General features: G+C 74.0%; 12 protein-coding genes, 1 tRNA gene, 2 pseudogenes and 1 riboswitch. Of the genes and pseudogenes, 9 read left to right on the top strand and 6 right to left on the bottom strand.

Translation table 11 applies throughout. The features are described from left to right. Position 1 precedes the first annotated feature (1 nt). Together QMQ26_RS13160 and QMQ26_RS13155 are read right to left on the bottom strand one after the other, a co-directional pair. Complete coding sequence (locus tag QMQ26_RS13160; RefSeq protein ID WP_282205818.1) at positions 2-541, bottom strand: hypothetical protein; 540 nt, start codon at positions 539-541, stop codon at positions 2-4. Next, positions 538-1365 carry a hypothetical protein gene (locus tag QMQ26_RS13155; RefSeq protein WP_282205817.1) on the bottom strand — a complete coding sequence of 276 codons (828 nt, stop codon included), beginning with the start codon at positions 1363-1365 and terminating at the stop codon, positions 538-540. Before QMQ26_RS13155 ends, QMQ26_RS13160 begins: the two co-directional genes overlap by 4 nt. A gap of 493 nt (positions 1366-1858) precedes the next feature. On the opposite strand from QMQ26_RS13155, the gene QMQ26_RS13150 reads away from it, so the two are divergent. The 3 genes from QMQ26_RS13150 (at position 1859) to QMQ26_RS13140 (ending at position 5234) form a co-directional block, all read left to right on the top strand. Beyond that, positions 1859-3256, top strand: a complete 1398-nt coding sequence (locus QMQ26_RS13150; RefSeq protein WP_282205816.1) for a S8 family serine peptidase — start codon at positions 1859-1861, stop codon at positions 3254-3256. Between the two features lie 117 nt (positions 3257-3373). Beyond that, entirely contained in the window at positions 3374-3697 is a 324-nt protein-coding gene (locus tag QMQ26_RS13145; protein WP_282205815.1) for a hypothetical protein, read from the top strand. A gap of 7 nt (positions 3698-3704) precedes the next feature. Beyond that, positions 3705-5234 (top strand): WXG100 family type VII secretion target, encoded by a 1530-nt coding sequence (locus QMQ26_RS13140; protein ID WP_282205814.1) that lies wholly within the window; start codon positions 3705-3707, stop codon positions 5232-5234. 154 nt (positions 5235-5388) lie between these two features. Here QMQ26_RS13140 and QMQ26_RS13135 read toward each other — a convergent pair whose 3' ends face one another. Both QMQ26_RS13135 and QMQ26_RS13130 read right to left on the bottom strand, forming a co-directional pair. Beyond that, positions 5389-6108, bottom strand: coding sequence for a DUF427 domain-containing protein (locus QMQ26_RS13135; RefSeq protein WP_282205813.1), 720 nt, complete (start codon positions 6106-6108; stop codon positions 5389-5391). A gap of 150 nt (positions 6109-6258) precedes the next feature. Further along, positions 6259-6333, bottom strand: a tRNA-Cys gene (locus QMQ26_RS13130). 294 nt (positions 6334-6627) lie between these two features. After that, positions 6628-6695: riboswitch (guanidine-III (ykkC-III) riboswitch) on the top strand. 34 nt (positions 6696-6729) lie between these two features. On the opposite strand from QMQ26_RS13130, the pseudogene QMQ26_RS13125 reads away from it, so the two are divergent. Together QMQ26_RS13125 and QMQ26_RS13120 are read left to right on the top strand one after the other, a co-directional pair. Further along, positions 6730-7043, top strand: a pseudogene (locus tag QMQ26_RS13125) (DMT family transporter). Positions 7044-7181: 138 nt separating this feature from the next. Next, positions 7182-8630: an MFS transporter gene (locus QMQ26_RS13120; protein WP_404814119.1), complete on the top strand. Its 1449-nt coding sequence runs from the start codon at positions 7182-7184 to the stop codon at positions 8628-8630. Between the two features lie 95 nt (positions 8631-8725). On the opposite strand, the gene QMQ26_RS13115 is transcribed toward QMQ26_RS13120, so the two are convergent. Then, complete coding sequence (locus QMQ26_RS13115; RefSeq protein WP_282205812.1) at positions 8726-10033, bottom strand: polysaccharide deacetylase family protein; 1308 nt, start codon at positions 10031-10033, stop codon at positions 8726-8728. Positions 10034-10325: 292 nt separating this feature from the next. Here QMQ26_RS13115 and QMQ26_RS13110 point away from each other — a divergent pair. Both QMQ26_RS13110 and QMQ26_RS13100 read left to right on the top strand, forming a co-directional pair. Next, positions 10326-12853 (top strand): annotated as a pseudogene (locus QMQ26_RS13110) (phosphatidylglycerol lysyltransferase domain-containing protein). Between the two features lie 118 nt (positions 12854-12971). Continuing rightward, positions 12972-13592, top strand: coding sequence for a class F sortase (locus QMQ26_RS13100; protein ID WP_100838081.1), 621 nt, complete (start codon positions 12972-12974; stop codon positions 13590-13592). 81 nt (positions 13593-13673) lie between these two features. Here QMQ26_RS13100 and QMQ26_RS13095 read toward each other — a convergent pair whose 3' ends face one another. Continuing rightward, positions 13674-14162 (bottom strand): SsgA family sporulation/cell division regulator, encoded by a 489-nt coding sequence (locus QMQ26_RS13095; RefSeq protein ID WP_282205809.1) that lies wholly within the window; start codon positions 14160-14162, stop codon positions 13674-13676. 261 nt (positions 14163-14423) lie between these two features. Here QMQ26_RS13095 and QMQ26_RS13090 point away from each other — a divergent pair, with 261 nt between their 5' ends. Further along, on the top strand, positions 14424-15329 hold the full coding sequence (locus QMQ26_RS13090) for an RNA polymerase sigma factor (RefSeq protein WP_282205808.1): 906 nt from the start codon (positions 14424-14426) through the stop codon (positions 15327-15329). A gap of 249 nt (positions 15330-15578) precedes the next feature. Then, entirely contained in the window at positions 15579-17402 is a 1824-nt protein-coding gene (locus QMQ26_RS13085) for a DEAD/DEAH box helicase (protein WP_100838084.1), read from the top strand. Positions 17403-17775 lie beyond the last annotated feature (373 nt).

Here is a 17775-nt window from a genome sequence, read left to right as displayed (position 1 = left end):
GTCACTTCTTCCGGCCGGCCGCCGTGGTGGTGGTGCGGACGTGCTCCGCCCAGGCCGCCCGGAACGCGTCGGCGCTCCCGCCGGTCGCCTCGGCCAGCTGCCGGGCGTACTCGCTCGGCCTGGCGTAGTGCGCGGCGACGAAGGCGAACGCCCGGGCCTCCCCGTAGGTCGCCGCCAGGTAGCGCACGGCGTCGCCGCTCAGCGCGTAGTTCGCGGACCTGGCCCCGGCGGTGTCCGCGTAGAACTCGCCCTGCTCGCCCGGCAGTCCGCCGTCGAAGCGCACCTCGCGCAGGTCGCCGACCAGCTCGTCGCGGGCCGCCGCGTCCTCGCCGCGCAGCGCCATGAACTCGGCGAAGCCCTCCGCCACCCAGTCGTGCGGCTGCCCCTTGCCGGTGGGCGAGGGCCACTCGGACAGCAGCGTCGCGACGATCGCGTGCGCCATCTCGTGCCGGCCGATGTCCGTCACGCCGTCCTGCCAGCGCGAGCCGGTGAACCGGCTGTCGGTGGTGTCCATCACGATCCGGCTGCCGCCGACCGTCATCCCGCCGCCCGCCGTGCCGCCGCCCGCCGTGCCGCCGCCCGCCGTGCCCCGGGCCGCCCCTCGGCCGCCACCACCGGCATGTTGACGCCGGCCTCCAGGCTGTCGTCCTGCTTCCCGTCGCCCTGGTACAGCTTGTTGTAGACCTCCCGGTTCTTCTCCAGCACCACGAAGAACCCCCGCGCCCCCCGCCGGCCGTCGGCCGGCACCGGCGCGTACTGCTGCCAGGCCGCCAGGTCGTCCCCCGCCGCCCGGGCCAGCACGTCGACGTCCCGGTCCAGTTCGGCCTCCTGGCCCTTGTCCGCCATCGCCACCAGGTGGTCGCGCACCCGCACCGACAGGTCGTCGTACACGTCCCACGGGGCCGGGTAGTAGCCGGCGTCCAGGCTCTTGCCCTGGTGGTCCCGCACCGCCCCGACCCCGGTTATCACCTCGGTGCCCGACTCCACCGGCAGCACCTGCCACCCGTACTCCTCGGCGATCGGCAGGTTGTCCACGTCCTTCACCTGGTGCACGAAGTCCACCCGCAGCCGCCCGTTCAACGGCGAGTCCGACACCTCCCAGCGCGCCGTCTCCCACGGCACCTTCAGCAGGTTCCGGAACACCAGTCGCTGCCGCTCCTTCACCTCCCCCGCCGCGAACGGCCGGACGAACCCCTCCTCGTCCCCCGCCGCCAGCGCCCGCGTCAACCCGTCCGCGACCCGCCGCCAGTTCTCCCGCTCCACCACGTACGCGGGCGTCGTCGCCCCCTTCCGCCCCACCTGCAGGTACGCCGTCCCCCCCACCGCGGCCACCACCACCAGCACCACCAGCGCGATCCCCAGCACCCCAGCACCCGCGACCCCCGCCCCGGCGGCTGCGGCGGGTACGCGTACGGGGACGCGGGCTGCCAGTCCTGGCCCTGGCCCCGGTACGGCGGGGGCGGGAACCTCGGGTACGACTGCTGCCCCGGCACGGGCGCGCCGGACTGCGGCGGATGCGTCAAGAGTTCCCCCAAGGACGAACGACGCGCCATTCATAGCACAGCCCCCGACCACCCCCACCAGCCCTTTCCCCCACCGGCGGTGCACGAACGAGACCGGCGCCCCGGCGGTGGGCGTCCAGCGGCCCTCGTCCGACCCCGCCCCGTCTCGCCGGTGCCGCGGTGGCGCGCGGTCGGAAACGCCGCCCGGCCGTCCGCAGTCGCCGCGGGGCGGTGAAACGTAGTGGCCCTGCCACGAGAGGCCGGTGCCAGGGCGGGTGACGGACGATACGATCGAACCGTCCTGTGTTCCGGGGGCGCTGCGAGAGCGAACGGGCTGTCTACTGACGGGGTGTTTGATGGGGCTGGCCAGACTGACGGGCGCGCTCGGCGCGACCGCTTTGACAGCGGGCATGCTGTTCGCCGGCGCGCCGGCGGCGTCGGCGGACCAGGTGCGGGACGCGCAGTGGGCGAACGCGTACTTCGACCTGGACAAGGTGTGGTCGGTCAGCAAGGGTGACGGCGTGATCGTCGCGGTGATCGACAGCGGCGTCGACGCGAACCATCCGGACTTGGCGGGGTCGGTGCTGCCGGGATACGACCCGAGCGGTCATGGCTGGGAGGCCAAGCCGACCGAGGAACACGGAACCGGTATGGCGAGCCTGATCGCCGGCCACGGTCACGGCAACGGTGAGGGCGTACTCGGTCTCGCGCCCGGGGCCAAGATCCTGCCGATCTATCGGGGGACGACGACGACCACCAGTGATGCCATGCCGCAAGGCATCAAGTGGGCGGTCGACCACGGCGCCAAGGTCATCAACATCTCCCAGGTCACACCCAGAGGAGTGGAGGACGGCTTCGCCGAAGCGGTGGCCTACGCCCTCCAGCACAAGGTGCTGATCGTGGCCGGCTCCGGTAACGATGCCGGTCCGGTCCGCACCCCGGCGAACGTGCCCGGGGTGTTGGCGGTCGGCGCGGTGGACAAGAACCAGAAGGTCTGGGCGAAGTCGAACTACGGTCCTGAGGTCATGCTCACGGCACCGGGCGCCGACATGGTGATGGCAGGCGTCGAGGGACTCGGTTCCTGCCAGGGCCAGTACTGCAAGGCCGACGGTACTTCGGACTCCACCGCCTATGTCTCCGCCGCGGCGGCCCTGGTCTTCGCCAAGTACCCCGACCTCACTCCGGGCCAGGTGGCCAACCGGCTGGTGAAGACGGCTGCGGCTCCCGCCGGTGCCTCTCAACTGCCGGACGCACACTACGGATACGGAGTCGTCCAGCCGTACGCGGCACTGACCAAGAACATTCCTGCCGGGTCCGCACAGGGGCCGCTGGCCGCAGGTGCTGCTGCCCCGTCCGCTGGCCCAGAGGCGTCGGCGGGTTCGGACAGCGACGGTACGGGCGCCGGTGGAATCAAGTCCCCGGAGGCCGTATCGGGTATCCACCAGTCGTCGTCGGGATCGTCTCTGCCGCTGGTCCTGGGCATCTGCGGTGCTCTGGTCGTGCTGCTCATCGTGGTCATCGCGGTTGCGGTGGCGAGCAGCCGGAAGCGGCGCCGTGCGCAGGGGCTCCAAGCCCAGGCCGGGGCCCCGTACGGCGCCGCACCGGGGTGGCCTCCGGCCCAGCACTCGTATGGCCAGCCGGGTCAGCAGCCGTACGGTCAGCCGGGTCAGCAGCCACCGCCGCCGTACGGCTATCCGCAGCAGCAGCCGCCCTACGGCGGTAACCCGTACCAGGACGGAAACCAATCGCGTTGACGGTGTATCAGTAAGCTGTCCAAGCGCGATACGATCGAATGCTCTGGCTGGACAGACAACTCATCAGCTGGATTGCTACCACGGGGAAGTTTCGACACTCCAGGGGGAGAGGGCCTCGTGTCCGACGGATACAGCGTCAACCCTGCAGAGCTGGAGGCAGTCGTCAAGCGACTGCGGACCCTCCAGCAGAACATCAGCACCTGCGGGACCAACACCAAGTACAAGACCGACATCACTCAGGATGCCTTCGGCGGCAACTTCGCCGAGGCCCAGGCGCTGTACAGCGCGCATGGGAACATGCAGGCGTTCCTGACCCAGACGATCTCGTCCATCGACGCGCTCATCACCGAGTACGGCGACAAGACCCAGCTCGTCCACGACCGTTACGTGGGGCGTGAGGACGACGGCCAGTCAACCATGAACCAGATTCAGGCAGGGTGAGTCAGAGATGGCCGAGACGACTCCATTCGACAGCTACGCCCTGATCCCGCTCAAGAACATGGTTTCCGGCTCGAGTCCCGAGCGGATCAAGGAAGTCGGGCAGCACTGGCAGAACGTGCACGAGGAGCTGACCCAGGCCGCCACGGACCTGAGGGCGGCGATCGAACACGCCACCGCGAACTGGACCGGGGCGGCCTCGCAGGGCTTCGCCACGAAGGGCTCGCAGATCCAGGAAGGCATGGTCAACACCGCCGCGCACGCGCAGAACACGTCCGTCGCGATGACCTACGCGGCGAGCGCGCTCGAGCAGACCAAGTCGACCATGGACCAGATCAAGGTCCCGAGCTTCATGGACCGGGTCGGCAAGACCTTGAGCGACGGTTTCGCCAGCTCGGACGAGGGGTTCAAGCGCGACCTCGCGTCGGGCATGAACCGGATCGACGCGGTCAACAAGAACGCGCACGACCTGTCCGCCACCGAGGTCGCGCACCAGTACGCGATCGGCGTGATGGAGCACCTGGGCCCGCAGTACACCCAGGCCGCGGCGTACATGGACGGTGGTCAGCCCAGCATTTCGGAGCCGGGGCAGAAGTTCCCGCCGGACCCGCCCGTCGCGGTCGTGCCTCCCGGCCACACGCCGCCGAGCATGCCCAACCCGAAGTACCCGGGTGGGGTGCCGCCGCAGCAGACGACCCCGCCGAACGTCTCGCCGGGCCTGCCCTCGGTGCCGCAGCCGACGCAGCCCGGGCATCCGGTGGTGCCGGTGGTGCCGCCGGTGGGGTCGGTGCCGCCCGGTGGGGATCTGCCGCCGTTCACTCCGCCGACGTTCACGCCGACTCCGGTGCCGCCGTCCACGGGAATCCTGGGGGTCGACCCGCCGTCCGTGGGGTTGACGCCTCCGGGGTCGGCCGGTGGGCTGCCCGGTGGGGTGGGGACGTTGCCCGGTGGTGGGTCCGCTGGTGGTGGGACCGGTGGTGGCGGGTACGTGCCCGGAGGGTTGGGCGGTGGGTACCTGCCCGGTGGCGGGCTCGGCGGTGGTGGCCGGGTGTCGACCGGTGGGTTGTCCGGGGCCGGTGGCGCCGGTGGTGGTCGGGCCGGTGGCTCGGGTACCGCGGGCGGGGCCGGCCGGGGTACCGCTGGTGGGGCCGCCGGCTCCGGGGCCGGTGGCTCGGGTTCGGGTGCCGCGGGGGCCCGCGGTGCCGCGGGCGCCGGCGGGATGGGCGGCATGCACGGCGGTGGCGCCGGTGGTGCGCGGGGCGGTGCGGCCGGTGGCAAGAGCGCTGCCGGCGGCTTGGTGCGCAAGGCCGGTGGCACGGTCGGCGGTGCGAAGGCGGCCGGTGCCGGTGGACGGGCGTTCACCGAGGGCGGGTCGGGCATCGGGAAGGGGCGTGCCGGGCAGGCGGGCGCGGCCGGGATGCACGGCGGCTCGGGCAGCGGCGGCAGCAAGAAGAAGAACCAGGGGCACCGTCCCGACTACCTGGTCGAGGACGAGGACACCTGGCGCGGTGGCGAGGCCAACCCCGGCGTCATCGAGTAGCGGTCGGCTCGGCTCGACCGGAGTCGGCAGGGATGTGCGGCGGGCGCCGTCCGTGGTCCAGGAGGACCACGGACGGCGCCCGCCGTCGTCGTAGCCGCCGTCGTCGTAGCCGCCGCCGTCGTCGTAGCCGCCGCCGTCGTGCTCGCGGGGGCGTTCAGTCGACGTGCAGGGTGACCCGGTTGTCGTAGAAGGCGACCAGGCCGGCGATCTTCTGCGATTCGGCGAACGGGGTGGGGTACGTCCAGGCGACGTCCGGGTGGAGGGTGCCGCCGATCCGGACGGACAGGTGGTCGGCGGCACCCTTGTAGGGGCAGTGGGTGGTGCGGGTGCCCGGTTCGAAGAGCGGGAGGACCAGGTCGGTGGGGGCGAGGTAGTAGCGGGTGGGCAGGCCGGTCTCGAAGAGCAGCCGCGGGGAGCGGGAGAGCGCCAGCAGGGTGCCGTCGAGTTCGACCCGGACGGTGCGGGAGGAGGCCAGGATGTCGATCCGGGTGTACGGGGAGCGGGCGTGGGTGAAGACCTGCTCGTCCTCCTCGTACCAGGCGTCCATCGCCGCCCAGTCGAAGCGCAGGTGGTCGCGGAGCGCCTCGGCGGGGGAGTCGGGGTACTGGCGGACGGCGCGGGCGGCGGTGCGGCCGTTCGCGGCGAGGTCGAAGACCAGCGCGTCGCCGAGTGCGGAACGGTCGGCGGCCCGGTCGGCCGGGGTCAGCAGGTCGGTGCGGACGTCGGCGGCCGGGACGTAGTGGACGGGGTACTGCGGGCGTTCCCAGACCAGCAGGGCGCGGGTGGTGTCGGCCACCGCCAGCCCGCCGAGGTAGGTGCGGATGCGTTTGCCGCAGGGCTCGACCCGCGGCACGGTGCGGTCACTGGAGGGCATGACCGGTACAACGGCCGGGCCGGCGGGAGAATTTCCGGGCGGTCGAAAATGAAAAGGAAGAGGGGAAGGGGAAAGCCGGAAAACGGCGCGGAATTCACCGGCCGCCCGCGCGGGAACGGCGGGCGACCGGTGAATCGCGGACGGAGTGCGTGGAGACCATGACGGGAATCGAACCCGTGTAAACCGCTTTGCAGGCGGTTCCCTCAGCCACTCGGGCACATGGTCAGGGGTGGGGCGGGTGGGCGCACGCGGGCGTCAACGAGCCCGCGGGACAGGGAGGTTGCGCATCAGGCGCAACAACGGCCGCGACGACAGGAACGCGTGCGACCCGGACAGGGGGCACAGGTGCGGGGCGCTGCGAGGGCCACCGTCTTCCTGTTCATCGCCATCTCCTGTCGTCCAGCGGGTTCGCACCGGCTCGTTCCTTCGCTCCGGTGAATTCACTATAGCGGGCGGAAGCGGGGCGGAGTCAATATCGGTTCATGAATTCCGTGTGTCGCCGCCGTGCTACCGTCGATGGTGAGGCGGCCGTTCGCGGCGCGTCCCGGACGAGGTGCGTCGTACCCGGCACGACAAGACGGCGCGGTAGGTGGTTCGACTACTGCGGAGGAGTCTGTCGTCATGGCCTGGGTCGTTCTGATCGTCGCCGGAGTGCTGGAGACCGTGTGGGCGGTGGCACTGGAGGCGTCCAAGGGGTTCTCCCGTCTGGTGCCGGGCACGGTGTTCGTGGTGGCGCTGGCGCTGTCGATGGGCGGGTTGGCGTACGCGATGCGGAGCATCCCGCTGGGGACGGGGTACGCGGTCTGGGTGGGCATCGGCGCGGTGGGCACCGCGGTGTACGGGATGGTGGCGCTGGGGACGCGGTGAGCGCGGCCCGGATCACCTGCCTGGTGCTGATCCTGTCCGGCGTGGTCGGACTCAAGGCGCTGCACTGACGGATACCGGCACTGACGGATCGGCACTGACAGGTCGGCCCTGACAGGTCCGAGGGGTGGTCTCAGGCCGCCGGACGGAGGCCCCGTTCCGCCCGCAGGTCAGGATCGAAACGCGGCGACGGCACTTACCATGTCGAGGTGACCAGCACCTCCCAGGCCGAGACGGCAGCGCCCGCGCACCCCCTCCACCCCGACGACGACGGCACCGGCGGGGTGCTCAGCGGCCCCTGGCGGGCGCTGACCCTCGGCATCGTGTCGGTGGTGCTGCTGCTGGCCTTCGAGGCCACGGCGGTGAACACCGCGATGCCGACCGCCGCCCAGCAGCTCGACGGCATCGGCCTGTACGCCTTCGCGTTCTCCGCGTACTTCACCACCACGCTGCTGGCCCTGGTGGTCTCCGGGCAGTGGTGCGACCGCGGCGGCCCGATCGTCCCGCTGTTCAGCGGCATCGCGGTGTTCGCCGCCGGGCTGGTCACGGCCGGCACGGCGGTGAACATGTGGATGTTCGTCGCGGGCCGGGCGGTCCAGGGCCTGGGCGGCGGGCTGGTGATCGTCGCGCTGTACGTGGTGGTCGGCCGGGCGTTCCCGGAGCGGCTGCGGCCAGCCGTGTTCGCGGCCTTCTCGGCGGCCTGGGTGCTGCCCTCGATCCTCGGCCCGGTGATCTCCGGCGCGGTCACCCAGCACCTCGGCTGGCGCTGGGTGTTCCTCGCCGTGCCGGTGCTGGTGCTGCCGCCGCTCGCCGTGATGGGCCCGGCGCTGCGCCGCTCGGAGCGGTCCCGGCCGCCGCGCCGGCCCGCCCCGTACGACTGGCGGCGGACCGGGGACGCGGCGATGGTCGCGCTCGGCGCGGCGCTGCTGCAGTACGCGGGCCAGCGGCTGGACGGGTGGGCCGTGCTGCCGGCCGCGGCCGGGGTCGCGCTGATGGGCCCGGCGGTGCTGCGGCTGCTGCCGCGCGGCACGCTGCTGGCGGCGCGCGGGCTGCCGACGGTGATCCTGCTGCGCGGGGTCGCGGCGGGCGCGTTCTTCGCCTCCGAGCTGTTCATCCCGCTGATGATGCAGACCCAGCGCGGGCTGTCGGTGACGCTGGCGGGCCTGACGCTGGCGCCCGGCGGGCTGTCCTGGGCGTTCGGCTCCTGGTTGCAGGGCCGGCCGGGCGCGGACCGGCACCGGGCGGCGCTGATCCGGATCGGCTTCGTGTCGACGGCGGTGGCGGTCGGCGGGGCGGCGCTGGTGCTGTTCCCGGCGGTGCCGGTCTGGGTGACGGCCGCGTTCTGGGCGGTCGGCGGCGCCGGGATGGGCCTGGCGATCGCCAGCATCAGCGTGTTGATGATGAAGCTGTCCAGGCCGGAGGAGACCGGCGGCAACTCGGCCGCCCTGCAACTCAGCGACGCGCTGGGCAACGTCCTGCTGACCGGCCTGGCCGGGGTGCTCTTCGCGGCCCTGGGCGGCGGCGCGGTCGGCGCGGCGGCCCACGGCGGGGCGTCGCTGCCGGCGGGGGCGTTCGCCGCGGTGTTCCTGACCATGCCGGTGGTGGCCCTGGTCGGCGCGGCGCTCTCGGGGCGGGCGACGGCGGCCGGGACGTCCTGACGGGGAGTCGAGGGGGCGCCGCCGGACCGCGCTCCGGCCGGGCCCCGGTCGAGGAGCACCGGGGTCCGGCCGGAGGGGAACGCGGGGCCGGGGGCCTACTTGCCGCCCGCCACCGCCGGGACGGACGGGGACGCCGCGCCGCCCGCCGGGCCGCCGGACCCGGAGCCGCCGAGGTAGGCGTTCCAGCCGCCGGCCGGGGCCTGGCCGGGGGCGAGGGCCTGGAGCTTCTTGAGCACCGCCGGGTCCTGGACCTCCAGCCATTCGACGAGCTGCCGGAAGGAGACCATCCGGACCTCCGGCTTGTCGGCGATCTGCTTGAGCGTCTCCTCGACGGCGTTCATGTAGATGCCGCCGTTCCACTGCTCGAAGTGGTTGCCGATGATGAACGGCGCCCGGTTGCCGTTGTAGGCGCGGTCGAAGCCGGCCAGGTACGAGTCGCGGGCCTGGTTCTGCCAGAACGCCTGCTTGCCGGGGTCGCCCTTGGTGTTGTCGCCGGACTGGTTGTACATGATGTTGTAGTCCATCGAGAGCACCTGGAAGCTGTGCCCGGGGAACGGGATGGACTGCAGCGGCATGTCCCACAGCGCGCCGCCGGCGAACTTCTGCGGCCACATCTGGAGGCCGCCGGGGCCGGAGCTGTCGTACTTCCAGCCGCGCTTGACGGCGGTGGGGAGCAGGCCGCGCTGGCCCTCCAGACAGGGGGTGCGGCCGCCGATCAGCTCCTTGCGGTAGTCGAAGGGCAGCGCGGGCAGGTCGGTGTTGCCGGTGTTGGTGCGCCAGTTCATGACGAAGTCCATGGCCTGCTGGATCTCGCTGTCCCACTCCTCGGGGGACCACTTCCCGCCGCCGTTGGCACCGCAGAAGTGGCCGTTGAAGTGGGTGCCGATCTCGTGGCCCTCCAGCCAGGCCGCGCTGACCTGCTCGATGGTGGCGCGGATGTGCTGGTCGCTGAGGTAGCCGATGTCGGAGGCGCCGATCGAGTGCTGCGGGGGGTGGTAGAGCGTCTTCTTCGACTCGGGCAGGGTGTAGATGCCGCTGAGGAAGAAGGTCATGGTGGCGTCGTGTTCCTTGGCGAGCTTCCGGAACCGGCTGAACAGCTGGTTGTCGAGTTCGCCGGCGCCGTCCCAGGAGAAGACCACGAACTGCGGGGGCCGCTGCCCGGGCTCCAGCGGGACGGCCTGGGGCTGGTGGGGCTGCGGCCCGGTGTCGGAGGTGGAGCCGTCGCCGATCAGGGTGGCGGGGGGCTTGGGGACGGCGCTGGGGCTGCCGTTCGCGGCGAGGCCGTCGGCCTGCGCCGGCGGGGCGGCGCCCCCGTTCCCGGAGGAGCTCGCGCAGCCGGCGGCGAGGGTGGCGGCGGTCGCCGCACCGGCGGCCAGCAGCGTCCTGCGGGAGAGGGCGTCCATGTCTCACATCCGTTCACCAGGGAGTAAGGGGAGGCACCGACCGGAGTAACGGATCATCAGATGAAATGACGATATGTGTCGTCCGGGGGAGTCGGGCTCAGCATGGCACGCGTTCGCACATCGCGCCGGTAAGCACGCCCCGGGTACGGATGACCGGGGGACGCCACGCCGGGGCGCTCACCTGTTCGGAGCACCGGGCCGGGGCCGCGGCGCCGCCGGAGAGTTGACTGGACGTCAGGAGCAGCCGAGGACGGCACCGCCCGCCCCGCAGACACGGAGGTCCCACCCGCCGATGTGGCAGTCGCTGATCGACGCCTACCGCGACCGGATCGTCGACACCGGACGGGAGCCGCTGTTCCTGCTGCTGCTCGGCCTGGTGCTGTCGTTCCTGTTCATCCGGCTCAGCACCCGGCTGATCCGGGCCCGGGTCCGCTGGTGGCCGGGCAACGTCGCCCCGGGCGGGCTGCACATCCACCACGTGGTGTTCGGCCAGACCCTGCTGCTGGTGTGCGGGGTGGCCGCGTTCGCGGTGCGCGGGGACGGCGGCGCCTGGTGGAACCTGCTCGGCTTCGGGTTCGGCGTCGGCGCGGGCCTGGTGCTGGACGAGTTCGCGCTGGTCCTGCACCTCAAGGACGTCTACTGGTCCACCCAGGGCCGCACCTCGGTGGACGCCGTGGTGCTGGCCGTCGTGACGATCGGGCTGCTGCTGCTCGGCGAGCTCCCGCTCGGCGGCTTCGCCCGGCACCCCGACGGGCCGACCCTGGCCGGGGCGTCCGTGCTGCTCGCGCTGGTCGTGGTCACCCTGCTCAAGGGCAAGACCTGGACCGGGCTGCTGGGCATCATGCTCTGGCCGCTGGCCCTGGTCGGCGCCGTCCGGCTGGCCCGCCCCGCCAGCCCGTGGGCCCGCTGGCGCTACCGCTCCCGACCCCGCCGGCTGGCCCGCGCCGAGCGCCGCGAGGACCGGTTCCACCGCCGCCTGGTCGCCGCCAAGACCGCCGCGTACGACCTGGTGGCCGGCACCCCCGACGCCGACCCGGAGAGCCCGGCAGCCCCGGCAGCCCCGACCGCTCCGGAGCCGGTCGGGCAGCCGGTCGGCCGGCCGGCCGAGCCGCCTGTCGAGCGCCCGCCCGCGCCCTGGCGGCTGCGCTGCGCCGCGGCGGCCCGCTGGTACCTGCGGATCGCCACCCTGCTGAACCTGCTCGGCGCGGTGATCGCCCCGTTCCGGGCCCAGGTCGAGCGGGCCGACCGGGGCGAGTACTTCACCCCCGTGCTGGTCACCTCCGGCTTCACCACCGCGCTGCTGGCCGGGCTGCTCGCGGTCATGCTGCGCCGCCGCAAGCGGGCCGCCTGGATCGCCGCGCTGGCGCTCACCGCCGGGCACGCCGCCGTCTACGCGGTGGCGCTGGCCTTCCCCGAGTACCGCGCCCACCCGTTCAACCGGATCTCCACCGCGCTCACCCTGGCGCTGCTGCTGGCCCTGCTGGCGGCCCGGCCGGTGTTCCGGGTGCGCGGCGGGCGGGGCAACCTGTCGCTGGCCGCCGCCGTGCTGCTGCTCGGCGGGGCGCTGCTGACCGGCCTGGGCGCGGTCGCCGTCCGGCTGGCGCACACCGGCGCGGTGCCCGGCTGGGGCGCGGCGGCCCGGTACGCGGTGCTGCGGCTGGTCACCGTCTCCGGCGTGGTCGAGGTCACCGACGTGGACGTGCCGGGCTGGCTCGACCTCGGCCTCAACCTGCTGGCCACCGCGCTGCTGCTGCTCACCCTGCGGATGCTGCTGCGCTCCCCGCGCGGCGCCGAGGGGCGGGGCCCGGAGGACGAACGGGCGCTGCGCGACCTGCTGGAGCGGCACGGCGGGCGCGACTCGCTCGGCTACTTCGCGCTGCGCCGCGACAAGGCGGTGTGCTTCTCGCCCAGCGGCAAGGCCGCCGTCGCCTACCGGGTGGTCAACGGGGTGGCGCTGGCCTCCGGCGACCCGGTCGGCGACCCGGAGGCCTGGCCGCAGGCGATCGAGGAGTGGCTGCGCCGGGCCCGCGCGCACGCCTGGATTCCCGCCGTCACCGGCGCCGACGAGCGCGCCGGCACGGTGTACGTCCGGACGGCCGGGCTGCGCGCGCTGCACCTGGGCGACGAGGCGGTGGTCGCCGCGGCCGGCTTCACCCTGGACGGCCGGGAGATGCGCGGCCTGCGGCAGACCTGCCGCCGACTGGCCCGGTCCGGGTACACCGTGGTGGTCCGCCGGCACCGGGACGTCCCGCCCGAGGAGTTCGCCGGCCTGGTCCGGCTCGCCGACGCCTGGCGGCACGGCCGCACCGAACGCGGCTTCTCGATGGCGCTGGGCCGGCTCGGCGACCCCGCGGACGGCGACTGCCTGCTCGCCGAGTGCCGCGACGAGGCCGGGCGGACGGCCGCGCTGCTGTCCTTCGTCCCCTGGGGCGCGGACGGGCTCGCGCTCGACCTGATGCGCCGCGACCGGGAGTCCGACAACGGCCTGGTCGAGTACACCGTCGCCGAACTGCTGCGCCGCGCGGGGAGTTCGGGGTGGCCAGGGTGTCGCTGAACTTCGCCATGTTCCGCGAGGCGTTCGAGCCGCGGATGGGCGCCGGGCCGGTGTTGCGGCTGTGGCGCGGGGTGCTGCGCTTCCTGTCCCGCTGGTGGCAGCTGGAGTCGCTGTACCGGGCGAACGCGCGCTACCGGCCGGCCTGGGAGCCGCGCTACGTGCTGTACGAGAAGCCCTCCGAGCTGCCCGCGATCGGCCTGGCCAACGCGCTGGCGGAGGGCTTCCTGACCAGGCCACGGCTGCGGCGGGGCGACCGCACCCGCTGACGGCGGGTCACCCGGACAGAACCCCCCGGGTGCCCGGGCCCGGGCCGCCGGGTGAACTGGGCGGGTCGGGGTCGAGGTCGGGGCCGGGACGGAGTCGCTGGAGGACGGAGGGCGTGCGGTGGGCGAGCGGACGTGGACGGGCGCGGTGGCGGCCTCGGTGGCCGTCCTCGCGGGCGCGTGGCTGCTGAACGGCGGCCTGACCGGCACGTTGCCGCCGGCCCCGGTCGCCGCGCAGGCGTACGACGGCACCCCGGTCGGCCCGGCCGTCCCCGCGCTGCCGCCCTCGCCGCCGGTGCGGGTCCGGATTCCGGTGCTCGGGGTGGACGCGCCGGTGGCCCGGCTCGGGCTGGACGGCGAGGGCCGGCTGCAGCCGCCGCCGGAGGAGGACCGCAACCTGGCCGGCTGGTACCGGGACGGCGCCGCGCCCGGGTCGAGCGGGACGGCGGTGCTGGCCGGGCACGTCGACAACGCGCACGGCCCGGCGGTGTTCTACCGGCTGGGCTCGCTGCACAAGGGCGACCAGCTGGAGGTGGCCCGGGCGGACGGGGCCGGCGCCTGGTTCCAGGTCGACGGGGTGGAGGTCTACCCGAAGAGCGACTTCCCCGACCGCAAGGTGTACGCGGCCACCCCGGACGCCCAGCTGCGGCTGATCACCTGCGGCGGCGGCTTCACCCGGGCGGGCGGCTACGACGGGAACGTGGTGGTGTACGCGCACCTGGTCCGCACCCGGCGGGCCTGAGCGCGGGCCCGGGCGGGGGCTTGACCGCCCGCCGTCCCGGCGGCTCGCCCACCGTCCCGGCGGCCGTCCCGGCGCCGCCGGTCAGCCCAGCAGCTCGGCGAGCGCCCGGTCGCAGTCCAGGTGGTTCAGCTCCTGGCCCTCGGGCACCGCGAGGTAGCTGTGCCACAGGAAGCGGCGCAGCTCGACGCGGTCGAACTGGAGCAGCGCGACGCCCTCGGGGGAGCGCAGCTCGACCACGGTGCGGGCGCCGAGCGCCGGGCGGACGTGGACGTCGCCCTCGCCGCTGGGCAGGTCGATCCCGGAGGCGAGCAGCTGGCGGGCGAACACCCACTCGACCCCCTCGGCGGGCCCGGCCGCCGTGGGCAGCCCGACCGGCAGCGCGGGCAGGTCCAGCGGGGCGCCGTCCGGGTCGTCCGGGTCCAGGGCGTACTCGGTGGGGAAGACCATCCGGACCGCCAGCGGGTCCTCGGCCCGGTAGCGCAGGGTGACCCGCAGCAGCGCGGAGCGGTGGGTGCTGACGATCAGCCGGGCGTGCGTGGTCTGCTCGACCGGTGCGGGCGCTGCGGACACGGCGGTTCCTCCCGAGGGTGCGTGCTGGTGCGGGTGCGACCGGTGCCGCCCCCTGGTGGTGAAGAGTCAGGAAGGGCGGCGGGGATTACACCGGTTTCCCACTTCCCCGAAGTGATCTGCGTCACACCACGGCGGACCAATCCGGGCATTCCGGGTCAACGGCGCGGCCACCCCATGGGCAGGGGGCGGGACGCCCGGGCAGGATCGCGGGAGCCGCGCGGGCCCCCCACGAACCCCGTCCGGCGACCTCAGGGGAGGGCCGTGACCATCGAGGAACGCGCACGGACGGCCGAGCGTGCCCCGCTCGCCGCGTACACCGAGCTGTACCGGCGCCACCACCCCGGCCTGCTGCGGTACGCCGGCGGCCTGACCGGGGGCGACCGCTGGCGGGCCGAGGACCTGGTGGCCGAGGCGCACCTGCGGGTGTGGCGGCGGATCGCCGCCGGGCACCGGATCGAGGACCCGCGGGCCTACCTGGCCGCCACCGTCCGGCACCTGGCGGCCGCGCCGGTGCGCGAGCGGGCCGTCGGCGTGCTGCCCGAACCGGCCGGCGCGGCGTCCGCCGACCCGGCGCCCCGGGTGGCCGAGACCGACCGGATGCGCGGACTGCTCGCCCAACTGCCCGAACGCTGGGCCCGCGCGCTGTGGCTCGCCGAGGTCGAGGGCCTGCCGCCCGGCGAGGTCGGCGCCCGGCTCGGGGTGGGCCGCGGCGCCGCCGCCGTCCTGCTGCACCGGGCCCGCGAGGGGCTGCGGCTCGCCTACCTGCGGGCCTACCCCGGCGACCCGCGCGACCCCGGCTGCGCCGGGCACTGGGCGGCGCTGGCCGGCCAGGCCCGCGGCCGGGCCGGGCGGAGGGTCCAGCGGCACCTGGCGGGCTGCGCCGACTGCCGGGGCCGGCTGGCGCTGCTGCGCCGGGTCAACCTGCGGCTGGCCGCGCTGGCGGGCAGCGCGGTGGCGCTGCTGGCCGGACTGCTGCTCGCCCCGTTCGACGGCACGGAGCGGCGGGCGGAGGCGGTGGCCGCCGCGGCGGCCTGCGAGGTGCGCCAGCGGGTCGCCGGCCAGAAGGACGTCCGGTTCACCGTCCGGACCGTGCCGCGCGACGCCTCCGGCCGACCGGCCCCCGGCTGGGCGCCGGACCGGCCGCCGCCCGCCGACGGGCGGCCGTGAGGGGCGCGCGGGAGCGGGGGAGCCGACCGCCCGGGCGGTCGGCCCGGCCCGGTGAAGGTCCGGTGACAAGCCGACGATCATCACGGGACGCGCGCCACCGGGGCGTGCCGCGGCGGCCGTCCGGGTGTCGGGAGGGGCTAGGCTGGGCAGGTTCCACGACCGCCCGCCGCCCGCGGGGAAGGGCCGCACCTGGGCCCTGACCTGCGACGACCCCGTTCGGAGACCGTGACTACCGCCGCCTCCTCCGCGATGTCCCCGCTGTTCTCGCACGCCGACAGCGCTCACCCCCGCCCGAGCGGCACCGCCGCCGCCGCGCACCTCTCCCCGGCCTTCCCGGGCCGCGCCCCCTGGGGCACCGCCGGCCGCCTGCGGGCCTGGCAGCAGGGCGCGCTGGACTCGTACATCGAGAAGCAGCCCCGGGACTTCCTGGCGGTCGCCACCCCGGGCGCCGGCAAGACCACCTTCGCCCTGACCCTGGCGTCCTACCTGCTGCACAACCACCTGGTGCAGCAGGTCACCGTGGTCGCGCCCACCGAGCACCTGAAGAAGCAGTGGGCCGAGGCCGCTGCCCGGATAGGAATCCGGCTCGACCCGGCGTACTCCTCGGGCCCGCTGTCCAAGGACTACCAGGGCATCGTGATCACGTACGCGGGCGTCGGGGTGAACCCGATGCTGCACCGCAACCGGACCGAGGCCCGCAAGACGCTGGTGATCATGGACGAGATCCACCACGCCGGCGACTCCAAGTCCTGGGGCGAGGCCTGCTTCGAGGCGTTCGAACCGGCCACCCGGCGGCTCGCCCTCACCGGCACCCCGTTCCGCTCCGACACCAACCCGATCCCGTTCGTCCAGTACGAGGCCGGCAGCGACGGCCTGCGCAAGTCGGTCGCCGACTACACCTACGGCTACGGGCACGCGCTGGCCGACCACGTGGTCCGGCCGGTGATCTTCCTCAGCTACTCCGGCAACATGCGCTGGCGCACCAAGGCCGGCGACGAACTGGAGGCCCGGCTCGGCGAGCCGATGACCAAGGACCTGATCGCCCAGGCCTGGCGCACCGCGCTCTCCCCGCAGGGCGAGTGGATCCCGGCCGTGCTCCAGGCCGCCGACCGGCGGCTGACCGAGGTCCGCAAGGGCATCCCGGACGCCGGCGGCCTGGTGATCGCCACCGACCAGACGGTGGCCCGCGCGTACGCCAAGCTGCTGCGCGAGATCACCGGCGAGAAGGTCGCCCTGGTGCTCTCCGACGAGGCCGAGGCGTCCCAGCGGATCTCCGACTACGCCGAGGGCACCTCGCGCTGGATGGTCGCGGTCCGGATGGTCTCCGAGGGCGTCGACGTGCCCCGGCTGTGCGTCGGCGTGTACGCCACCTCGATCTCCACCCCGCTGTTCTTCGCCCAGGCCGTCGGCCGCTTCGTGCGCGCCCGCAAGCGCGGCGAGACCGCCTCGGTCTTCCTGCCGACCATCCCGATGCTGCTCGGCTTCGCCAACGAGATGGAGCTGCAGCGCGACCACGTCCTGGACCGCCCGAAGAAGGAGGGCGAGGGCCTGTTCGACGAGGAGGACCGGCTGCTCGCCGAGGCCGAGAAGGCCAACGACGGGGCGGACACCGGGACGGAGGAGTTCTCCTACGAGGCGCTGGGCAGCGACGCGGTCTTCGACCGGGTGCTGTACAACGCCATGGAGTTCGGCATGCAGGCGCACCCCGGCAGCGAGGAGGAGGAGGACTACCTCGGCATCCCGGGCCTGCTCGAACCCGACCAGGTGCAGATGCTGCTGCAGAAGCGCCAGCACCGGCAGATCCAGCGCTCCAAGACCAAGCCCGCCGAGGAGGCCGACCTGCTGGAACTCCCCGCCGACGAACGGCCCGTGGTCACCCACCAGGAGCTGCGCGAACTGCGCAAGGAGCTGAACGCGCTGGTCGCCGCCTGGCACCACCGCACCGACCAGCCGCACGGCTCCATCCACAACGAGCTGCGCCGCCAGTGCGGCGGCCCGCTCACCGCGCAGGCCACCGCCAACCAGCTCAAGGCGCGGATCGGCCGCATCCGGGAGTGGGCCAACCAGGCTTGACGGGGCGTCAGCCACACCTTCAACGCTCGGCGGGGAAAGTGTGGAGACGCGTGATCACATGATCCGCCGATCTTCCGCATGCCGGCGCCGGGGGGACGCCGCGCACGGGGACGCCCCGGCGTGCGGTCACGCCTGCCGACGCCGCCGCCCACGCGGCGGGCCGGCCCGCGCCTTCCCCCGAGGAGCACCACCGTGGCGAACCCCGCCCGGCTGCTCACCTGCGGCGGCCCTGACGCGCCCACCGAACCGGCCGGCCGGCCGCAACCTGCTCCGAGCGCTCCGAGCGCTCCGGGCCGTCCGGGTCGGGGCGCCCGGTCGAACGGCCCGGCCGGCGGTGCGCTCGACCCGGCGGCGCACAGATAGCGGACGCTTG

Source organism: Kitasatospora fiedleri, assembly GCF_948472415.1.
GTDB classification, from domain to species: domain Bacteria; phylum Actinomycetota; class Actinomycetes; order Streptomycetales; family Streptomycetaceae; genus Kitasatospora; species Kitasatospora fiedleri.
Note: the sequence above shows the minus strand (reverse complement) of the source record. Positions and strands in the feature narration are given on the sequence as shown.

What these genes read in the sequence shown, in the direction of transcription:
- QMQ26_RS13135 (WP_282205813.1), bottom strand. Translation starts at nt 6,108, where the DNA reads ATGCCCTCCAGTGACCGCACCGTGCCGCGGGTCGAGCCCTGCGGCAAA.
- QMQ26_RS13160 (WP_282205818.1), bottom strand. Translation starts at nt 541, where the DNA reads ATGACGGTCGGCGGCAGCCGGATCGTGATGGACACCACCGACAGCCGG.
- QMQ26_RS13115 (WP_282205812.1), bottom strand. Translation starts at nt 10,033, where the DNA reads ATGGACGCCCTCTCCCGCAGGACGCTGCTGGCCGCCGGTGCGGCGACC.
- QMQ26_RS13140 (WP_282205814.1), top strand. Translation starts at nt 3,705, where the DNA reads ATGGCCGAGACGACTCCATTCGACAGCTACGCCCTGATCCCGCTCAAG.
- QMQ26_RS13085 (WP_100838084.1), top strand. Translation starts at nt 15,579, where the DNA reads ATGTCCCCGCTGTTCTCGCACGCCGACAGCGCTCACCCCCGCCCGAGC.
- QMQ26_RS13150 (WP_282205816.1), top strand. Translation starts at nt 1,859, where the DNA reads ATGGGGCTGGCCAGACTGACGGGCGCGCTCGGCGCGACCGCTTTGACA.